16 protein-coding genes are annotated in these 16702 nt (G+C 39.4%); 15 read left to right on the top strand and 1 reads right to left on the bottom strand.

Annotated elements, in window-relative coordinates:
* Positions 1–477: 477 nt before the first annotated feature.
* The 4 genes from BJK46_RS04610 (at position 478) to BJK46_RS04595 (ending at position 4094) form a co-directional block, all read left to right on the top strand.
* Positions 478–1746, top strand: a complete 1269-nt coding sequence (locus BJK46_RS04610; RefSeq protein WP_103263443.1) for a cytochrome P450 — start codon at positions 478–480, stop codon at positions 1744–1746.
* 181 nt (positions 1747–1927) lie between these two features.
* The gene (rsgA, locus tag BJK46_RS04605) at positions 1928–2803 is read left to right on the top strand and encodes a ribosome small subunit-dependent GTPase A (protein ID WP_103263442.1); all 876 of its coding nucleotides are present in this window, start codon (positions 1928–1930) and stop codon (positions 2801–2803) included.
* Positions 2803–3453 carry a ribulose-phosphate 3-epimerase gene (rpe, locus tag BJK46_RS04600; protein WP_014614135.1) on the top strand — a complete coding sequence of 217 codons (651 nt, stop codon included), beginning with the start codon at positions 2803–2805 and terminating at the stop codon, positions 3451–3453. The genes rsgA and rpe overlap by 1 nt, the downstream gene beginning before the upstream one ends.
* Positions 3453–4094, top strand: a complete 642-nt coding sequence (locus BJK46_RS04595) for a thiamine diphosphokinase (protein WP_070407571.1) — start codon at positions 3453–3455, stop codon at positions 4092–4094. The genes rpe and BJK46_RS04595 overlap by 1 nt, the downstream gene beginning before the upstream one ends.
* Positions 4095–4164: 70 nt before the next feature.
* Here the strand turns inward: BJK46_RS04595 and rpmB are convergent, their stop codons facing one another.
* Complete coding sequence (gene rpmB / locus BJK46_RS04590; RefSeq protein ID WP_014614133.1) at positions 4165–4353, bottom strand: 50S ribosomal protein L28; 189 nt, start codon at positions 4351–4353, stop codon at positions 4165–4167.
* A 332-nt stretch (positions 4354–4685) separates the two neighbouring features.
* On the opposite strand from rpmB, the gene BJK46_RS04585 reads away from it, so the two are divergent.
* From BJK46_RS04585 to rnc, 11 genes are all read left to right on the top strand, one after another.
* Positions 4686–5060, top strand: a complete 375-nt coding sequence (locus tag BJK46_RS04585) for an Asp23/Gls24 family envelope stress response protein (protein ID WP_014614132.1) — start codon at positions 4686–4688, stop codon at positions 5058–5060.
* 12 nt (positions 5061–5072) lie between these two features.
* Positions 5073–6737 (top strand): fatty acid kinase catalytic subunit FakA, encoded by a 1665-nt coding sequence (gene fakA, locus BJK46_RS04580; RefSeq protein WP_065354395.1) that lies wholly within the window; start codon positions 5073–5075, stop codon positions 6735–6737.
* Between the two features lie 950 nt (positions 6738–7687).
* Positions 7688–8353, top strand: coding sequence for an L-serine ammonia-lyase, iron-sulfur-dependent subunit beta (gene sdaAB, locus BJK46_RS04575; RefSeq protein WP_014614130.1), 666 nt, complete (start codon positions 7688–7690; stop codon positions 8351–8353).
* 18 nt (positions 8354–8371) lie between these two features.
* The gene (sdaAA, locus tag BJK46_RS04570) at positions 8372–9241 is read left to right on the top strand and encodes an L-serine ammonia-lyase, iron-sulfur-dependent, subunit alpha (RefSeq protein ID WP_031254141.1); all 870 of its coding nucleotides are present in this window, start codon (positions 8372–8374) and stop codon (positions 9239–9241) included.
* Positions 9242–9243: 2 nt separating this feature from the next.
* Positions 9244–11289, top strand: a complete 2046-nt coding sequence (gene recG / locus BJK46_RS04565; RefSeq protein ID WP_014614128.1) for an ATP-dependent DNA helicase RecG — start codon at positions 9244–9246, stop codon at positions 11287–11289.
* A gap of 126 nt (positions 11290–11415) precedes the next feature.
* Positions 11416–11976: a transcription factor FapR gene (gene fapR / locus BJK46_RS04560; protein ID WP_026066989.1), complete on the top strand. Its 561-nt coding sequence runs from the start codon at positions 11416–11418 to the stop codon at positions 11974–11976.
* Between the two features lies 1 nt (position 11977).
* Complete coding sequence (gene plsX, locus BJK46_RS04555) at positions 11978–12964, top strand: phosphate acyltransferase PlsX (protein WP_103263441.1); 987 nt, start codon at positions 11978–11980, stop codon at positions 12962–12964.
* Entirely contained in the window at positions 12957–13883 is a 927-nt protein-coding gene (gene fabD / locus BJK46_RS04550) for an ACP S-malonyltransferase (protein ID WP_014614125.1), read from the top strand. Before plsX ends, fabD begins: the two co-directional genes overlap by 8 nt.
* Positions 13876–14613, top strand: coding sequence for a 3-oxoacyl-[acyl-carrier-protein] reductase (gene fabG, locus BJK46_RS04545; RefSeq protein ID WP_014614124.1), 738 nt, complete (start codon positions 13876–13878; stop codon positions 14611–14613). Before fabD ends, fabG begins: the two co-directional genes overlap by 8 nt.
* Before the next feature lie 228 nt (positions 14614–14841).
* Positions 14842–15075: an acyl carrier protein gene (locus tag BJK46_RS04540; protein WP_014614123.1), complete on the top strand. Its 234-nt coding sequence runs from the start codon at positions 14842–14844 to the stop codon at positions 15073–15075.
* An 893-nt stretch (positions 15076–15968) separates the two neighbouring features.
* A complete protein-coding gene (gene rnc, locus BJK46_RS04535) occupies positions 15969–16700 on the top strand; it encodes a ribonuclease III (protein WP_014614122.1) in 732 nt (243 codons plus the stop codon).
* Positions 16701–16702: the final 2 nt, after the last annotated feature.

Below are 16702 nucleotides of genomic sequence, written 5' to 3'. Positions count from 1 at the left end.
AACGCGTTGAGAAATCAGACAGCTACTGCGTTAAACAGTAACTACTTTTGAAGTTAAGTAACATTATTTTGCCTTTAACATAACCACTCAGGAGTCTTGCCAGGATTGTTAATCAATAAGGCTATTTTGTTTTTAGGAAGCATCGTTCTAGCAATCTGTTTTTTTGTATAGGGAGACATAGATTGCGTTGTGCTCGGTAAAAATAAATTTATCATCTTTCGCCACTATTATGTGTGGGTGAGATATTGGAGATTGTTGACATTTAATAGCATATCATTTATCAACTGTGAAAATGGACGTGGGGTTCGTTTTGACGGTTGTTTTTTATGTTGAAAATGGCTTTCTGATATCTGTGATTAAGAAAACAGATTAATTTGCTAAGAATGCTTTTGAAAGTTGGGTTTTGGGATTACATTTCGCTGTTAACCACGTATAATGGGGGAGAAGATAAAAAATTGTTTTTCGGGGGGATTTAAAGTGGCAAATAAATTACCAAAAGATACGGGATTAGACAATACGCTTAAAATGATCAACGAAGCTTATACTTATGTACCTAAGCGTCTAGAAAAGTTTGGAACGAAAGCTTTTGAAACGCGTGCATTAGGGATGAAACCTATTGTTGTAATCAGTGGTAAAGCAGCGGCAGAACTATTTTATGACAACGATAAGATTTCAAGAAAAGGGACGTTGCCGAAACGTATTGTTCATACTTTATTCGGAAAAGGTGCGATTCATACGACAGAAGGTAAAGTGCATGTCGACCGTAAAGCGCTTTTTATGTCTTTGATGACTGAGAAAAATTTGAAATATTTACGTGAATTGACACGAAATTATTGGTTTATGCATACAGAACGCATGCAAAATAAGGATGAAGTTAACGTCTACCAAGAAGCGGGACTGATTTTAACAAAAGTCGGTTTTCGCTGGGCAGGTTTAAGACAAACAGATGAACAAGCAGTGCAAAATGCGGAAGATATGAATACGATGATTGATTCGTTTAGCGGGCTCGGCCAATCTTTGAAAGGGTATCGTGAAGCGAAAAAGGCGCGTGCACGTGTTGAACAGTTTTTACAAGAGCAAATCGAAGCGGTGCGAGTGGGTCAGCAATATGCAGAACCAGGAACGGCTTTATATGAGTTTGCGCATTGGAAAGATTTGAATGATCAACCGATGGACCCTCACTTATGTGCAGTAGATTTAATGAATATTGTACGTCCACTTGTTGCGGTGAATCGCTTTGTGAGCTATGGTGTGAAAGCGTTGATTGAATTTGATCAAGAACGTAAAAAGTTACAAGTGACTAACGATCCGAATTACGCTTATAAATTCGCTCAAGAAGTGCGACGAATTTTCCCATTTGTGCCATTTTTACCAGGTCGATTAAAGAAAACGGTTGAATTTGACGGTTTTAAACTGAAAAAAGGCACATTGACGGTATTGGATATTTTTGGGACGACACATGACCCTGAATTATTTGAAAATCCATATCAATTTAACCCAGACCGTTTTGACAATTGGGATGGCAGTCCATTTGATTTAATTCCACAAGGTGGCGGAGATTTCTATACGAATCATCGTTGTGCGGGTGAGTGGATGACAGTAATTGTGATGGAAGAAACGATTCAATATTTTGCGAATAAAATTGATTTCGTAGCACCTCCACAAGACTTGTCTGTGAAGTTAAGTCAATTCCCAGGTAAAGTGACAAGTGGGACGATGATTAAAAATGTATATCCAAGAATTTAATTTGTGTGTATGAATAGGCTGAAATAAAGCGAGATGGGACTGGGGCATTGTTTTCTCAGTCTCTTTTTTAAATGACATGGCATCCATTAATGTCAAAAATTGTTGCAAGTATTAAATCATATCATTGTCTATAAGGCTTTGATATAATAATTGAGGATATTAACGAAAAAGAGGTGTGAATTTGAAAACAGGTCGAATTATTAAATCAATCAGCGGTGTCTATCGCGTTGACGTCAACGGTGAAATGTTTGATGCAAAACCACGCGGACTCTTCAGAAAAAAGCAAATTACGCCTATCGTTGGAGATATTGTGGATATTGATGTGGAAACACATGCATCGGGTTATATCCAACACGTACATGAACGTCGTAATGAATTAAAAAGGCCACCAGTGAGCAATATCGATTTACTCATTGTCGTGATGAGTGCGGTGTCTCCTGATTTTTCAACACAATTGTTAGATCGCTTTCTCGTGATTGGTCATTCATATGGGTTACAACCGAGTATACTCATTACGAAAAAGGATCTTGCATCAAAAGAAGAGCAAGCAGCTATTGAAGAAGTTCTCAAATATTACGAAAAAATTGGTTATCAAACACAGTTTATTGGTAAAGATGATGATGTGGCTGAAGTATTTCAACATTGGGCACCTGGACTTGCCGTATTGAGTGGACAATCAGGGGTAGGGAAATCGACATTACTCAACCGTTATGCGCCGAGTCTTGGGTTGGAGACGAATGAAATTTCACAATCACTCAACCGAGGCAAGCATACGACGCGCCATGTCGAACTTTATCCACGCGAGCAAGGTCATATCGCCGACACACCTGGCTTTAGTGCGCTCGATTTTGATCATATTGAAAAAGAAGATTTGCGAGACTATTTTATCGATATTGCCGAATTAGGGGCATACTGTAAATTTAGAGATTGTTATCATATTAATGAACCGCGTTGTCATGTCAAAGCGATGTTAGATGCAGGAAAATTGCCAGCATTCCGTTATGACCATTACGTACAATTATATAATGAAATATCAAATCGAAAGGTAAGATACTAATGACAAAAGTTTTTCCTTCTTTATTATCAGCTGATTTTTTAAACTTAAAACAAGAATTAACAAAATTAGAAGAAAGTGGGATTGATGCATTACATTTTGATGTGATGGATGGCCAATTCGTACCTAATATTTCAATTGGTTTTCCAGTGCTTGAAGCGATTCGTGCGGCAACGGATTTACCGATTGATGCACACTTGATGATTGAGACGCCGAATGACTATGTCGAAGCATTTGCGGAAAAAGGTGTGAACAAAATTTCAGTGCACATGGAAGGTAATCCACATATTCATAGAGTGGTTCAAAATATTAAGAAACATGGTGTTGAAGCGGGCGTTGTCATCAATCCAGGGACACCTGTACATGCTTTAGATGCGATCATTGAGGAGGTGGATTTCGTCTTAGTCATGTCTGTGAATCCAGGTTTTGGCGGTCAAGCATTCCTTCCAGCTGCCGTAGATAAAATTAAACAATTAGATGACATACGAAAAAATCGCCAACTTGACTTTAAAATTGAAGTCGACGGTGGTATTAATGATCAAACAGCGAAACAAGTCATTGAAGCAGGTGCAGATTGGTTAGTAGCAGGTTCGTATTTCTTTAGCCGAGCAGACTATAAAGAAGCGAACCAACGTTTAAAAGGTGAACTGTAATGAATGATAAAGTCATTGGCTTGCTCTGTAGTGATCGCGAATTGCCAGAAGCATTGTTCGACAACCAACGCCATCAAACATGGGGGGGCGTAGATAGAGGGACGATGATTTTATTACAACACAATATTACGCCAATCTTTGCGGTAGGCGATTTTGATTCAATTTCTGAAAGTGAACGCGAATGGGTACAATCACGCATTGCCATTGAGCCCGTACCAGCCGAAAAAGCCGATACAGACCTAGCCCTTGCTGTACGCACTGCAGTGGAACAAGGGTATCATCATATTCAAATTTTTGGGGCAACAGGTGGACGTTTAGATCATTTTATGGGCGCTATGGAACTCCTGCAACACCCTGATTTTGAAGCGGTGCGTATTCAACTCATTGATCAACAAAATGAAATCGAATATTTAACTAAAGGTCAGCATGTATTACAAAATGATACAGCTTATCGTTATGTTTCGTTTATGCAAGGGGTGGATCAAGTCGTACTTTCATTAAAAGGGTTTAAATATGAATTGTGCGAGCAGCAGTTGAATCGAGGCGAAACTTTAACAGTCTCAAACGAATTTGATGCAAAACAAGGAGAGGTCATCGTTCATCGAGGTGGCGTCTATGTCATGAGAAGTCGAGATAAGTAAAAATGAGTAGCAATAAAAAAACAGGTCTCCCACATAAAGACCTGTTTTTTATTTCGATATATGTTGTTAATTATACGCGAGTAACTTTACCTGATTTTAAAGCACGAGTTGAAACCCAAACTTTTTTAGGTTTACCATCAACAAGGATTCTAACTTTTTGTAAGTTAGCATTCCAACGACGTTTAGTTGAGTTTAACGCGTGTGAACGTCTGTTACCTGTTGAAGCTTTACGTCCTGTTACGAAACATTCTTTACCCATCATCGTACCTCCTTTAAGAAATACAAATACACTTTTCTACTACATACTAAGGTAATATACCACATTAATAATTGACATGCAATAAAAAGTTAGGTTATATTTTCATAAATCACTTTTTGTGTTATGCACTTTCTGATATAATTTGAAACTGTGATTAACTGAAATATGAGAAAATGTAATCGTGCACATACGTATATTGGCAACGACTCGTCAGATATAGTAATATAATATTATTAGAAATCAGAGTGTTTTTTAATGATTGGTAATCAATTTTAATAAATATAGTGATAGATGATATAAAAGAGTGAATTTGTAAATAGGAGGCGAAAAGGATGGCTTTAGAAATTACAAATGATTATGGAAGTATCGATATCTCAAATGAAGTAATCGCGTCAATTGTAGGCGGTAAAGCTGTAGAATGTTATGGTATTGTTGGAATGGCTTCACGTCAACAAGTGAGAGACGGTATTGCTGAAATTTTAGGACATGAAAACTATGCGAAAGGGATCGTAGTGAGGGAAGATAATGGTGTATTAGACGTAGATATGCACATTATTGTAAGTTACGGTGTGAAAATTTCAGAAGTTGCGCAAAACGTGCAATCAACTGTGAAATATACTTTAGAAAATACATTAAAACTTAAAGTCAACTCTGTGAATATTTTTGTTCAGGGCGTGCGCTTTAATAATGACGGGAAAGACAAATAGGAGGATATTTGCATGATAACGAAGATCAACGGTAATCTATTTGCCGACATGATTATACAAGGGGCACAAAATTTATCAAATAATGCGGACATGGTGGATGCATTAAATGTTTACCCTGTGCCTGATGGGGATACAGGTACAAATATGAACTTGTCAATGACTTCTGGACGTGAAGAAGTACAGGCCCATTTGACGGCTCATATTGGGAACTTAGGTAAAGCTTTTTCTAAAGGATTATTGATGGGCGCACGAGGCAACTCTGGTGTTATTCTATCTCAAATTTTCCGCGGATTTTCAAAAGCATTAGAAGATAAAGAAGAAATTGATGTCAAACAATTCGCGGAAAGTTTTGAAGCTGGTGTTAAAACAGCTTATAAAGCAGTCATGAAACCGGTGGAAGGGACAATTTTGACTGTCGCTAAAGATGCCGGTGCAGCAGCTGTTAAAAAAGCGCAAGAAACAGACGATTGTTTGGAAGTGATGGCGTATGTTTATGAAGAAGCGCAAAAGTCACTTGAAAATACACCTAATTTATTACCAGTGCTGAAAGAAGTCGGCGTTGTAGATAGCGGTGGTAAAGGCCTGACATTAGTTTATGAAGGTTTCCTTAAAGCGATGAAAGGTGAAAAAATTGTCGCAGAAGCACCGAAAGTCGATCGTGAAGCTTTCTTTAATGATGAACACGATTTTCATGGGGTTATTGATACAGATGATATCGTCTATGGCTATTGTACAGAAATGATGGTGCGTTTCGAAGCAGATAAAGCACCGTTTGATGAAGCTGACTTTAGACAAGAAATGAGCCAGTTTGGGGATTCATTATTGGTAATTAGTGATGACGAAATCGTGAAAGTCCATGTTCATACAGAAACACCAGGTGAAGTCTTTTCATTCGGTCAAAAGTACGGTGAATTGATTAAAGTTAAAGCTGAAAATATGCGTGAACAACACCGTGAAGTTTTACGTAAAGAAGCAGCACATCAATCTAAAACAAAAAATATAAATGATACAACACAAACTGTAGAAACAGCGGTCATTACCATTTCAATGGGTGACGGCATTACAAAGCTGTTCAAATCAATGGGTGCGACACATGTCATTAGTGGCGGTCAAACGATGAACCCTTCAACTGAAGACATTGTCAAAGTGATTAACGACAGTGGTTGTAAGCGTGCCATTATTTTACCGAATAATAAAAATATTCAAATGGCGAGTCAACAAGCAGCAGATATTGTTGAAGTTGAAACGATCATTATTCCAACACGTACTGTCCCACAAGGTATCGCAGCCATGTTCCATTATGATGAAAGCGCGGACCTAGCGACTAACGAAGAAGCAATGACTGCAGCTATTGACGACATCCAGTCAGGTGCGATGACTTATGCCGTGAGAGATACGAAAATTGACGGTATCGAAATTGAAAAAGGTGCTTTCATGGGACTTGTAGAAGATAAAATCATCGCAAGTGACCGAGACAAGCAAACCGTATTGAAAGATACTTTAAATCACATGTTAAGCGAAGATAGTGAAATTTTAACGATTATCACAGGTGAAGAAGCGGAGAGCGAATTAACAGATTGGATTGAAACATTCGTAGGTGAGCACTATGAAGACGTTGAAGTTGAAGTACAAGACGGTCAACAGCCAATTTATCCATACTTATTTGCAGTAGAATAGTTTGATTGATAGAACCTAAAAAGCATCAGACGACGTATCATCGTTGTTTGATGCTTTTTAATGGTCGTTGGGTTTTCCGTATTACGGAGTAGAGCGTTGTTAACAGATTGACGAACTTAACCTTCGCATTCCTAGGGCAGAAATCAACTCACCACTTGATGTTTACTTAATGTTAGTAAATGTAGTATATTTTTTGATTTGCATCGTGTGTCTTGATAATTCTAGAAAAGGGTATTGAAAATGAGCATATGCCTTTTTGAAACTGTAGTTAAAATGGACTGCTTTTGATTTTCAAAGGTGCTTCTTGGTACAGAAGTGTAATGGTGTAGGCATTAAGTCTATTGAACTGTTCTTAGGCAACAAGTGGACATGCCTTCCATGTATCATGACGGCTCAAAAACGATGCCAGAGATTGCCAAAGCCACCCAAGACTCCTGAGGCATAGAGTTCAATACAAATGCATGTCTTTAAACCTTGAAAGTGGTTAATGGTTATCGCAGTAGTTGTCTGACTTCTCAATACGCTTGCTTTTGAGAAGCCCAGTCAGCCTTGCGGGGGCAATACAACGAAATCTTTGTTACACATGAGATTACTGTACTGCTCCCAAAATCCAATTCGGCAACCACCCCATGTACACCACAATTAAGCCGAATTGAGTTGAAGCGAGCGCCTAGGAACGTGAGGGTGGCAAGCAATCCAAATAACTGAAATGTTAAAGGAATAGTATTCTGTGAGCTACAATGTCAAAACCAACGCGACATTATAACCTGAAATGTATCAAAAACACCGCATCAAAACCAAACGTATCACAAACACCAAATGTTCAAAACCATATAGGAAAAACAACACAATCAAACACAAATAATAAAAAACAACAAAAATTACATTCTACAAAGAACATTGATATAATAAAGAGACACATTTGATGGTCAAAAACGGGGGGAGCAAAAATGAAATATAAAAGCGTATTTGATATTATCGGACCTACAATGGTTGGTCCGTCATCTTCACATACAGCAGGTGCCGTCAGAATCGGTCTTGTCGCAAGAGATCTATTCGGCAAACAACCAGAACGGGCAGACATCTATCTATACGGCTCATTTATGGAAACATACAAAGGGCACGGTACAGACGTCGCATTAGTCGGGGGATTACTCGGCTATGACACAGATGACGATCGCATTGTAACGAGTCTCGAAACTGCAAAAGAGGCCGGCATGCGCATACACTTTATTGAAATGAGTGAAGAACGTTCACATCCAAACACAGCAATTATCGACATGACCGATGGAGTAAAAAATATTTCTGTTGAAGGCGTATCGATTGGTGGCGGTAAAATTGAAATTGTCGCGATTAACGGTTTTCCATTAGCCATTAGTGGTAACTATCCGACATTACTCGTATTTCATCAAGATACATTTGGTACGATTGGTAAAGTTGCCAATATTTTAGGTGATGACGGTATTAACGTCGGCAGTATGCAAGTGTCACGAAAAGAAAAAGGTGATCAAGCGTTAATGACGTGTGAACTGGACGATGAAGTGAATGACAAGATTTTAGATGCGATTCGACAAGTTCCAGGTGTCGTAACAGTTTCGTTGATGGGGGATAATTAAATGATGACAGACGTGAAAATGTTTAAAAGTGTCAAAGAATTAATTGAGAGATGTGAAGCGGAGAATAAAGCGATTTATGAAGTTATGTTAGAGCAAGAAATGGCTGTAACGGGTATGACAGCTGAAGAAGTGTATACGCACATGGATCGTAATTTACAAACGATGGAAAATGCACTTGAAGAAGGATTAGCAGGGGTCACTTCTAAAACAGGATTAACGGGTGGCGATGCGGTCTTAATGAAACAATACATCGAAAGCGGCCAAGCATTAGCAGGTAATCTAGTGTTAGATGCAGTAAGTAAAGCAGTAGCGACAAATGAAGTGAATGCAGCGATGGGGAAAATTTGTGCAACACCTACTGCGGGTTCTGCTGGCGTTGTTCCTGGTGTTTTATTTTCACTTAAAAATAGATTACAATTAAACCGACAAGATATGTTGAACTTTTTACTCACGTCGGGTGCTTTTGGTTTTGTTGTAGCGAACAATGCGTCTATTTCTGGTGCGGCAGGTGGCTGTCAAGCAGAAGTCGGTTCAGCAAGTGCAATGGCAGCTGCGGCAATTGTTGAAGCAGCTGGCGGATCACCGCAACAATCTGCAGAAGGTTTTGCGATTTGTCTTAAAAATATGTTAGGTCTCGTATGTGATCCAGTGGCAGGCTTAGTGGAAGTACCTTGTGTAAAACGTAATGCGGCGGGCGCGTCCAATGCGATTGTGTCAGCGGATATGGCATTGGCAGGTATTACATCTCGCATTCCAACAGATGAAGTCATTGATGCGATGTATAAAATTGGTCAAACGATGCCATCTGCTTTGCGTGAAACAGGTCGTGGTGGCTTAGCGGGTACACCAACAGGTCAGCGATTAAAACAACAGATTTTTGGTGATTAATAATGACAAAGTTAAACCTCATTGAAAATCCTTATGCGCTTAAGGACATCAAAGGGTTAGGTCCTAAACGGTTGGCCATTTTAAACGAAATGAATATTCATACCATTCAAGATTTGGTGCTTTATTTACCGACGCGTTATGAAGATAATACGTTGGTTGATTTGACGACGGCTGAAGATGAATCTCATGTGACAGTTCGCGGGGAAGTATATTCAACCCCCACTGTCGCTTTTTTTGGAAGAAATCGTTCAAAATTGACAGTTCATCTCATGATTAATGGGATTGCGGTCAAAGCAGTGTTCTTCAATCAACCCTATTTGAAAAATAAAATTCAGTTGCATGAGACGGTCGTTATTAAAGGAAAATGGTCTCGCCGTAAACAAGAAATTAATGGTCAGAAAATGTTTTTTGATCTGTCGCAGTTAGCGGATGCGCAGTTTACACCTGTTTATCGTGTGAAAGAAGGGTTAAAACAAAAAACGTTGCGCGATATGATTCAACAAACACTACAAGACATTACAATTCATGAATGGTTGCCGGCTTCGATGCGTGAACAATACAAGTTAGAAACGTTACATGATACTATACATGCCCTTCATGAAGCGAAAGATCAGCAATCGTTATTACGTGCACGCCGGACGTTTGCTTTTACAGAATTTTTTATGTTTGAGCTTCGTATGCAGTGGCTCAATCGTATGGAAAAAATGTCAGAAGAAGCGATAGAAGTACAATATGATATTCAGCAAGTTAAAACGTTTATAGAGACGTTGCCTTTTGAGCTGACAGAGGGGCAAAAACAAAGTGTGAATGAAATTTTCCGTGATTTGAAAGCACCAATACGTATGCACCGTTTATTACAAGGGGACGTGGGCTCCGGTAAAACGGTCGTAGCGGCGATTTGTATGTATGCGATGAAAACAGCAGGATACCAATCAGCATTGATGGTACCGACAGAGATTTTAGCGGAACAGCATGCGGAAAGTTTGGTCGAATTATTTGGACCGTATATGAACGTAGCGCTGTTAACTGGTTCTGTCAAAGGGAAAAAACGTCAGCTCTTGCTTGAACGGTTAGCAAATGGCGAAATTGATTGCTTGATTGGTACACATGCATTGATTCAAGATGATGTGGCGTTTCATAATGTGGGTCTTGTGATTACGGACGAACAGCATCGTTTTGGGGTGCAACAGCGTCAAAAGTTACGTGAAAAAGGTGCACTCAGCAATGTTCTCTTTATGACTGCAACACCGATTCCTAGAACGCTCGCCATTTCAGTATTTGGTGAAATGGATGTCTCCTCAATTAAAAGTTTACCAAAAGGCCGTAAACCGATTGAAACTTACTGGGTGAAACATGAGCAATACGCCCAAGTCATTGAACATATGGAACGCGAGTTGCGACAAGGGAGACAGGCGTATGTCATTTCACCGCTTATCGAAAGCTCGGAACATTTAGAAGACGTCCAAAACGCGATTGCACTGTATGAAAATTTACAAGTAGCGTTACCACAGCGAAGAATCGGTTTATTACATGGGAAAATGAGCGCAGATGAAAAAGATGACGTCATGCATCGGTACAGTGCACATGAACTCGATGTCCTTGTTGCAACAACCGTTGTTGAAGTCGGTGTGAATGTGCCCAATGCGACTTTTATGATGATTTATGACGCGGATCGTTTCGGGTTGTCGACGTTACATCAATTGCGTGGTCGTGTAGGTCGTAGTGATTTTCAAAGTTATTGTGTACTCATTGCTTCCCCTAAAACAGAAACAGGAATCGAACGTATGCAAATTATGACGCAAACGACGGACGGGTTTGAATTGAGTGAGAAAGATTTAGAAATGCGGGGGCCCGGCGATTTCTTTGGTGTGAAACAAAGTGGTTTGCCTGACTTTTTAGTGGGCAATTTGGTCGAGGATTATCGCATGTTAGAAGTAGCGAGAGATGAAGCAGCTCAATTAATGCAGTCAGGTGTGTTTTTTACGAATGAATTTGAACGGTTGCGGACATTTATTGAAGATAAAGTGTTGTACCAAAGCTTTGATTAATCGGTAGTCAAATGACCTGATATTCGCGTGTTGATGTGACATGAAATCATTTTGAACTGTGCTGTAAACATGTTAAAATAAAATGGAGTCGATTAAGACTTGGTACTAAATTTGGGTGGCGATGATGTGAAAAAGACGAAAGATGAAAGACGGACACTTATTGAAACTACCATCCAGCAAAATCCATTTATCACTGATCAAGCTTTGAGTGATATGTTTGAAGTGAGCATACAGACGATACGCCTTGATCGAAGCCAGTTACAAATTCCTGAACTTCGAGAACGCGTGAAAAATGTAGCAAAAGATCAATATCAAAATATTAGTGCCCTTGAAGATCAAGACATTATAGGTGATATCGTGTCACTAGAACCTAATTTATCTGGGAAGTCAATTATGACGATTTCAAAAAAAGATGTCTTTACGCGAAATGCGATTGCACGTGGACATGTGTTGTTTGCACAAGCGAATTCATTATGTGTCGCGATTGTGAAACACGCATCCGTACTGACGAAAGAAAGTCACATCCACTTTGTCAAACCTGTACAATTGGGTGATGTCGTTGTTGCAGAAGCGGAAGTCCAATTTCATGATGATAAATATTATGAAATGAGTGTGACGTCATTCGTTGCGCAAGAAAAAGTCTTTGAAGGCCTATTTAAAATGTATTACATAAGCGAGGATGAATAAGATGGTAAAACTAGCTGTAGATATGATGGGTGGCGACGATGCCCCTCACATCGTACTTGAAGCTGTTGAAAAAGCGGTACAAGATTTCGATGATTTGGAGATTATTCTTTTCGGTGATGAAAAGCAATGTCATTTGAACCATCCAAGAATTGAAATACGTCATACAACTGAAGAGATTTCAATGGAAGATGAGCCAGTGCGTGCCATTAAACGCAAAAAAGACAGCTCTATGGTCCGTATGGCGGAAGCAGTGAAAAATGGAGAAGCAGACGGATGTGTCTCAGCAGGTAACACAGGCGCACTCATGTCGGCAGGCCTCTTTATTGTAGGGCGTTTGCCAGGGGTGGCGCGACCAGCGTTAGTCGTTACTTTGCCGACGGTGAGCGGTAAAGGTGTCGTATTTTTAGACGTCGGTGCAAATGCTGATGCGAAAGCGGATCATTTGTATCAAAATGCAGTACTCGGTCATATTTATGCGCAAAAGTTAAGAGATATTGCAGAACCGAGAGTGGCATTATTGAATATTGGGACAGAAGATAAAAAAGGGAATAGCTTAACAAAAGAAGCATTTCGTTTAATGTCTGAAACAGACCAATTCAAATTTACCGGCAATATTGAAGCAAAATCGATTATGGAAGATGAAGCTGACGTAATTGTGACAGATGGTTTTACAGGTAATATCGTATTGAAAAACCTAGAAGGCACTGCCAAATCATTCGGTAAAATTTTGAAAAATGATTTGTTATCGAGCCTTAAGAATAAATTAGCAGCACTCGTCTTAAAAAATGACATTAAACGTATCGCGAAACAGTTGGACTATTCCGAATATGGCGGTTCAGTGTTGTTAGGATTGGACGGTATCGTGGTCAAAGCGCACGGCAGTTCAAATGCAAAGGCGTTTTATTCAGCGATTCGTCAAGCGAAAATTGCGGGTGAAACAAAAATTGTTGAAAATATGAGAGCAAAGGTAGGCGACACTGATGAGTAAAACTGTGTTGATGTTCCCTGGACAAGGGGCACAAAAGGTAGGGATGGCACAAGACTTGTATCAACAAGATGAAGCGGCGACGAAAATTTTAGAAGCAGCCGCTGAACACATGCCATTTAATTTACTTGAGACGATGTTTGAAGATCCCAATCAAGTGTTAGGGCAAACTGAAAATACACAACCTGCACTGTTAACACATAGCATGGCACTTTATGCTGCGATGGGTCAATCGACTGCTGATTACACGATTGGTCACAGTTTAGGCGAATACTCAAGCCTTGTGATGAGCGGTGTTTTAAAGTTTGAAGATGCCGTACAAATCGTTCGTAAACGTGGCGAATTGATGGCACAAGCATTTCCAAATGGTGTTGGTGGTATGGCTGCAGTATTAGGTTTATCATTTGATGAAGTGAAAGCCATTTGTGATCAAATCTCAACAGAAGATGCTATCGTCGAGCCTGCGAATATTAATGCACCAGGACAAATCGTTGTGTCAGGTCATAAAGTTGCTGTGGATCGTTTAGTGAGTGAAGGTAAATCACTTGGTGCGAAAAGAGTGATGCCATTAGACGTTTCAGGACCGTTTCATTCGTCTATGATGCAAGTCATTGAAGATGAATTTAAAACGTATATCAATCAATTTGAGTGGCATGATGCGACAACCCCCGTCGTACAAAATGTTCATGCAAGACCTGAAACAGACGCAGAGACGATTAAACAACAAATGGTGAAACAATTGTATTCGCCGGTGCAATTTATTGATTCTGTTCAATGGTTAATCGATCAAGGTGTGGATCATTTCATTGAAGTCGGTCCGAACAAAGTATTATCAGGTTTAGTTAAAAAAATGAGTAGAGATGTAAAAATAACTTCGATTCAAACGCTCGAAGATGTAAAGGAATGGATTGGAAATGAGTAAAGTTGCATTAGTGACAGGTGCTTCACGTGGAATTGGCCGTAGTATTGCCTTACAACTTGCTGAAGAAGGATACAATGTTGTCGTTAACTACGCGGGTAACCAAGAAAAAGCAGAGGCCGTTGTTGAAGAAATTAAAAATAAAGGTGTCGAAAGTGTTGCTATGCAAGCAAATGTTGCAAATGGTGATGAAGTGAAAGCCATGATTAAAGAAATCGTCAAAACTTTCGGTTCACTTGACGTGCTTGTGAACAACGCAGGTATTACGAGAGACAACTTACTCATGAGAATGAAAGAACATGAGTGGGATGATGTGATTGATACAAACTTAAAAGGTGTCTTTAACTGTATCCAAAAAGCAACGCCACAAATGTTGAAACAACGTGCTGGACGCATTATCAACTTAACAAGTGTTGTTGGTGCAGTTGGGAACCCAGGTCAAATTAACTATGTGGCGTCTAAAGCAGGCGTTATTGGCATGACGAAAACTGCAGCGCGCGAATTGGCATCACGTAACATTACTGTCAACGCTGTTGCGCCAGGCTTTATCGTTTCAGATATGACTGATGCGTTAAACGATGACTTGAAAGAGACGATGAAAACACAAATTCCATTAGGTCGTTTCGGTCAAGATACAGACATCGCGCATACAGTAGCATTTTTAGCTTCAGATAAAGCAGCATATATTACTGGCCAAACGATTCATGTCAATGGTGGCATGCACATGGAATAATCATGACAGCGTATCGATTATGAAATCTTGAGTGAAAACAGAGATTTTTGTTCAACGCACATAAGATGTTAATGAAATGTATGTAGAACGCGGTGAACTTCATTGAAATGGGTTGTATTTAAGTCGATAAAATGGCAAAATATAACAGTCGAGTACTTCAATTCGATAAAAAAACGCGCAACATGCGTTACATAAACAAAGCATTATTTTATAAGGAGGTGAAACAACGTGGAAAACTTCGATAAAGTAAAAGACATCATCGTTGACCGTTTAGGCGTAGACGCTGACAAAGTCACTGAAGATGCATCTTTCAAAGACGATCTAGGCGCTGATTCACTTGATATCGCAGAGTTAGTAATGGAATTAGAAGATGAATTCGGTACTGAAATTCCAGATGAAGAAGCCGAAAAAATCAACACAGTGGGAGACGCTGTTAATTACATTAATACACTTGACAAATAATGATTATCGGAGCTGGGACATTAAGTTTCCTCAGCTCCTTTACTATATTTTGCTGTGTATACCGAGGAATGGGGCTTGGAAAAATTAAGCCTCAAGCCATACATAGATTGCTGATTCATTAATGACTTTAATACGGTCGGAAAATGAGGGTGAATGGGATAAAAATTGATGCTATTGTTTTCTTGACTTCATAAACTTGCCTTCAGTTCACGATATTTGATTTAAGATTGCTCAGAAGGCTGAGACTCCTGAGGGGATGAATCAAAGACTTAAATATGATTTCTGATATTTATTTAGTGGGTACTATTTATCGCAGTAGCTGTCTGACTTCTCAATGCGTTCCTTTTGAGAAGTCTAGTCAGTCTTTCGGGGGCAGTACGACGAACTCTTTGTTACACATGAGATTTCTGTACTGCTCCCAAAATCCACTAACGCCTCATCAAATGTAATAGTTTAATCAAGCGTGAGTTAGTTGTAGGGCTAGCCCCTAGGAACGCGAAGCCATGAAGGCAATCTAAAGTCATAAATCATAGGAAGGGAAGTTTAACAAAAATATTGCATCAATAGCATCCAATTTTTTATATCCCAATCCTATCCTGATATGAAGTTTAAAGTATGAGAAGTTTTAGTGAATGGATAGGTTTCGGTTTGGATATCACGTATAATGGTAATGGGTATGGATTTTGAAAAGATGGGTCTCACTTTTATTGAACACGATGACAATGTGATGTGCTCACTAAAAGTTTGAGAGCGTATTCAACTATAGCGGTCGTCACAACTTGTAGTATCCCATGTGCGTGTTAACAATGTGATATGCAACTGAGGATGGTCGGATAATCAAATTGAAAATGTCCATGCATCTGATTGAAAGAAATAAAGGAGGAAATGATGGCATGACAAAAGTGCGTAAGGAAACGCTCATCGCTGAGTTTCAAGAGAATTTTGCGAAAAAAATGAAAGCACTGAATTTGACGTATGATAATATGTCACTGTATCAACAAGCTTTTTCACATTCTAGTTTTATTAATGACTTTAACATGGACCGTACTGAACATAATGAACGGTTAGAGTTTTTAGGAGATGCGGTACTTGAATTAACTGTATCGCGTTATTTATTCGATGCATTCCCTAAGTTGCCTGAAGGAGAATTGACGAAAATGCGTGCGAATATCGTTTGTGAACCCTCGCTCGTTGTTTTCGCGCAACATATCAATTTAATGCCGCTTATCTTGCTCGGTAAAGGAGAAGAAAAAACAGGTGGGAGAACACGTCCATCGTTAGTTGCGGATGTCTTTGAAGCATTTGTTGGTGCACTGTATTTAGACCAAGGGCTTGAAGCAGTGTGGCAATTTGCAGAAGCAGTCATTTTCCCACACGTTAAAGGACGCCAACTGATCGGTGTCGTCGATTTTAAAACAAAATTTCAAGAATATGTTCATCAAAACTATTTAGGTGTGATTAAGTATCGGGTTGCAAAAGAAGAGGGACCTGCACACAACAAAACGTTCACCTCCGAAATCTTATTAAATGGGGAAGCCGTCTCTCGAGGTGAAGGTCGTACGAAAAAAGAGTCTGAACAAAAAGCAGCCGAACAAGCATACTTATTGATGACGCATAAGGAGTAGAA

This window comes from Staphylococcus pseudintermedius (assembly GCF_001792775.2).
Taxonomy (GTDB): Bacteria; Bacillota; Bacilli; order Staphylococcales; family Staphylococcaceae; genus Staphylococcus; species Staphylococcus pseudintermedius.
This window is presented reverse-complemented; position numbering and strand designations above follow the sequence as displayed.

Bases quoted from the DNA above. Each gene is read 5' to 3' on its own strand.
- rpe (WP_014614135.1), top strand. From the start codon at position 2,803: ATGACAAAAGTTTTTCCTTCTTTATTATCAGCTGATTTTTTAAACTTA.
- BJK46_RS04595 (WP_070407571.1), top strand. From the start codon at position 3,453: ATGAATGATAAAGTCATTGGCTTGCTCTGTAGTGATCGCGAATTGCCA.
- rpmB (WP_014614133.1), bottom strand. From the start codon at position 4,353: ATGGGTAAAGAATGTTTCGTAACAGGACGTAAAGCTTCAACAGGTAAC.
- BJK46_RS04585 (WP_014614132.1), top strand. From the start codon at position 4,686: ATGGCTTTAGAAATTACAAATGATTATGGAAGTATCGATATCTCAAAT.
- fakA (WP_065354395.1), top strand. From the start codon at position 5,073: ATGATAACGAAGATCAACGGTAATCTATTTGCCGACATGATTATACAA.
- sdaAB (WP_014614130.1), top strand. From the start codon at position 7,688: ATGAAATATAAAAGCGTATTTGATATTATCGGACCTACAATGGTTGGT.
- sdaAA (WP_031254141.1), top strand. From the start codon at position 8,372: ATGTTTAAAAGTGTCAAAGAATTAATTGAGAGATGTGAAGCGGAGAAT.
- recG (WP_014614128.1), top strand. From the start codon at position 9,244: ATGACAAAGTTAAACCTCATTGAAAATCCTTATGCGCTTAAGGACATC.
- plsX (WP_103263441.1), top strand. From the start codon at position 11,978: ATGGTAAAACTAGCTGTAGATATGATGGGTGGCGACGATGCCCCTCAC.
- fabD (WP_014614125.1), top strand. From the start codon at position 12,957: ATGAGTAAAACTGTGTTGATGTTCCCTGGACAAGGGGCACAAAAGGTA.
- fabG (WP_014614124.1), top strand. From the start codon at position 13,876: ATGAGTAAAGTTGCATTAGTGACAGGTGCTTCACGTGGAATTGGCCGT.
- rnc (WP_014614122.1), top strand. From the start codon at position 15,969: ATGACAAAAGTGCGTAAGGAAACGCTCATCGCTGAGTTTCAAGAGAAT.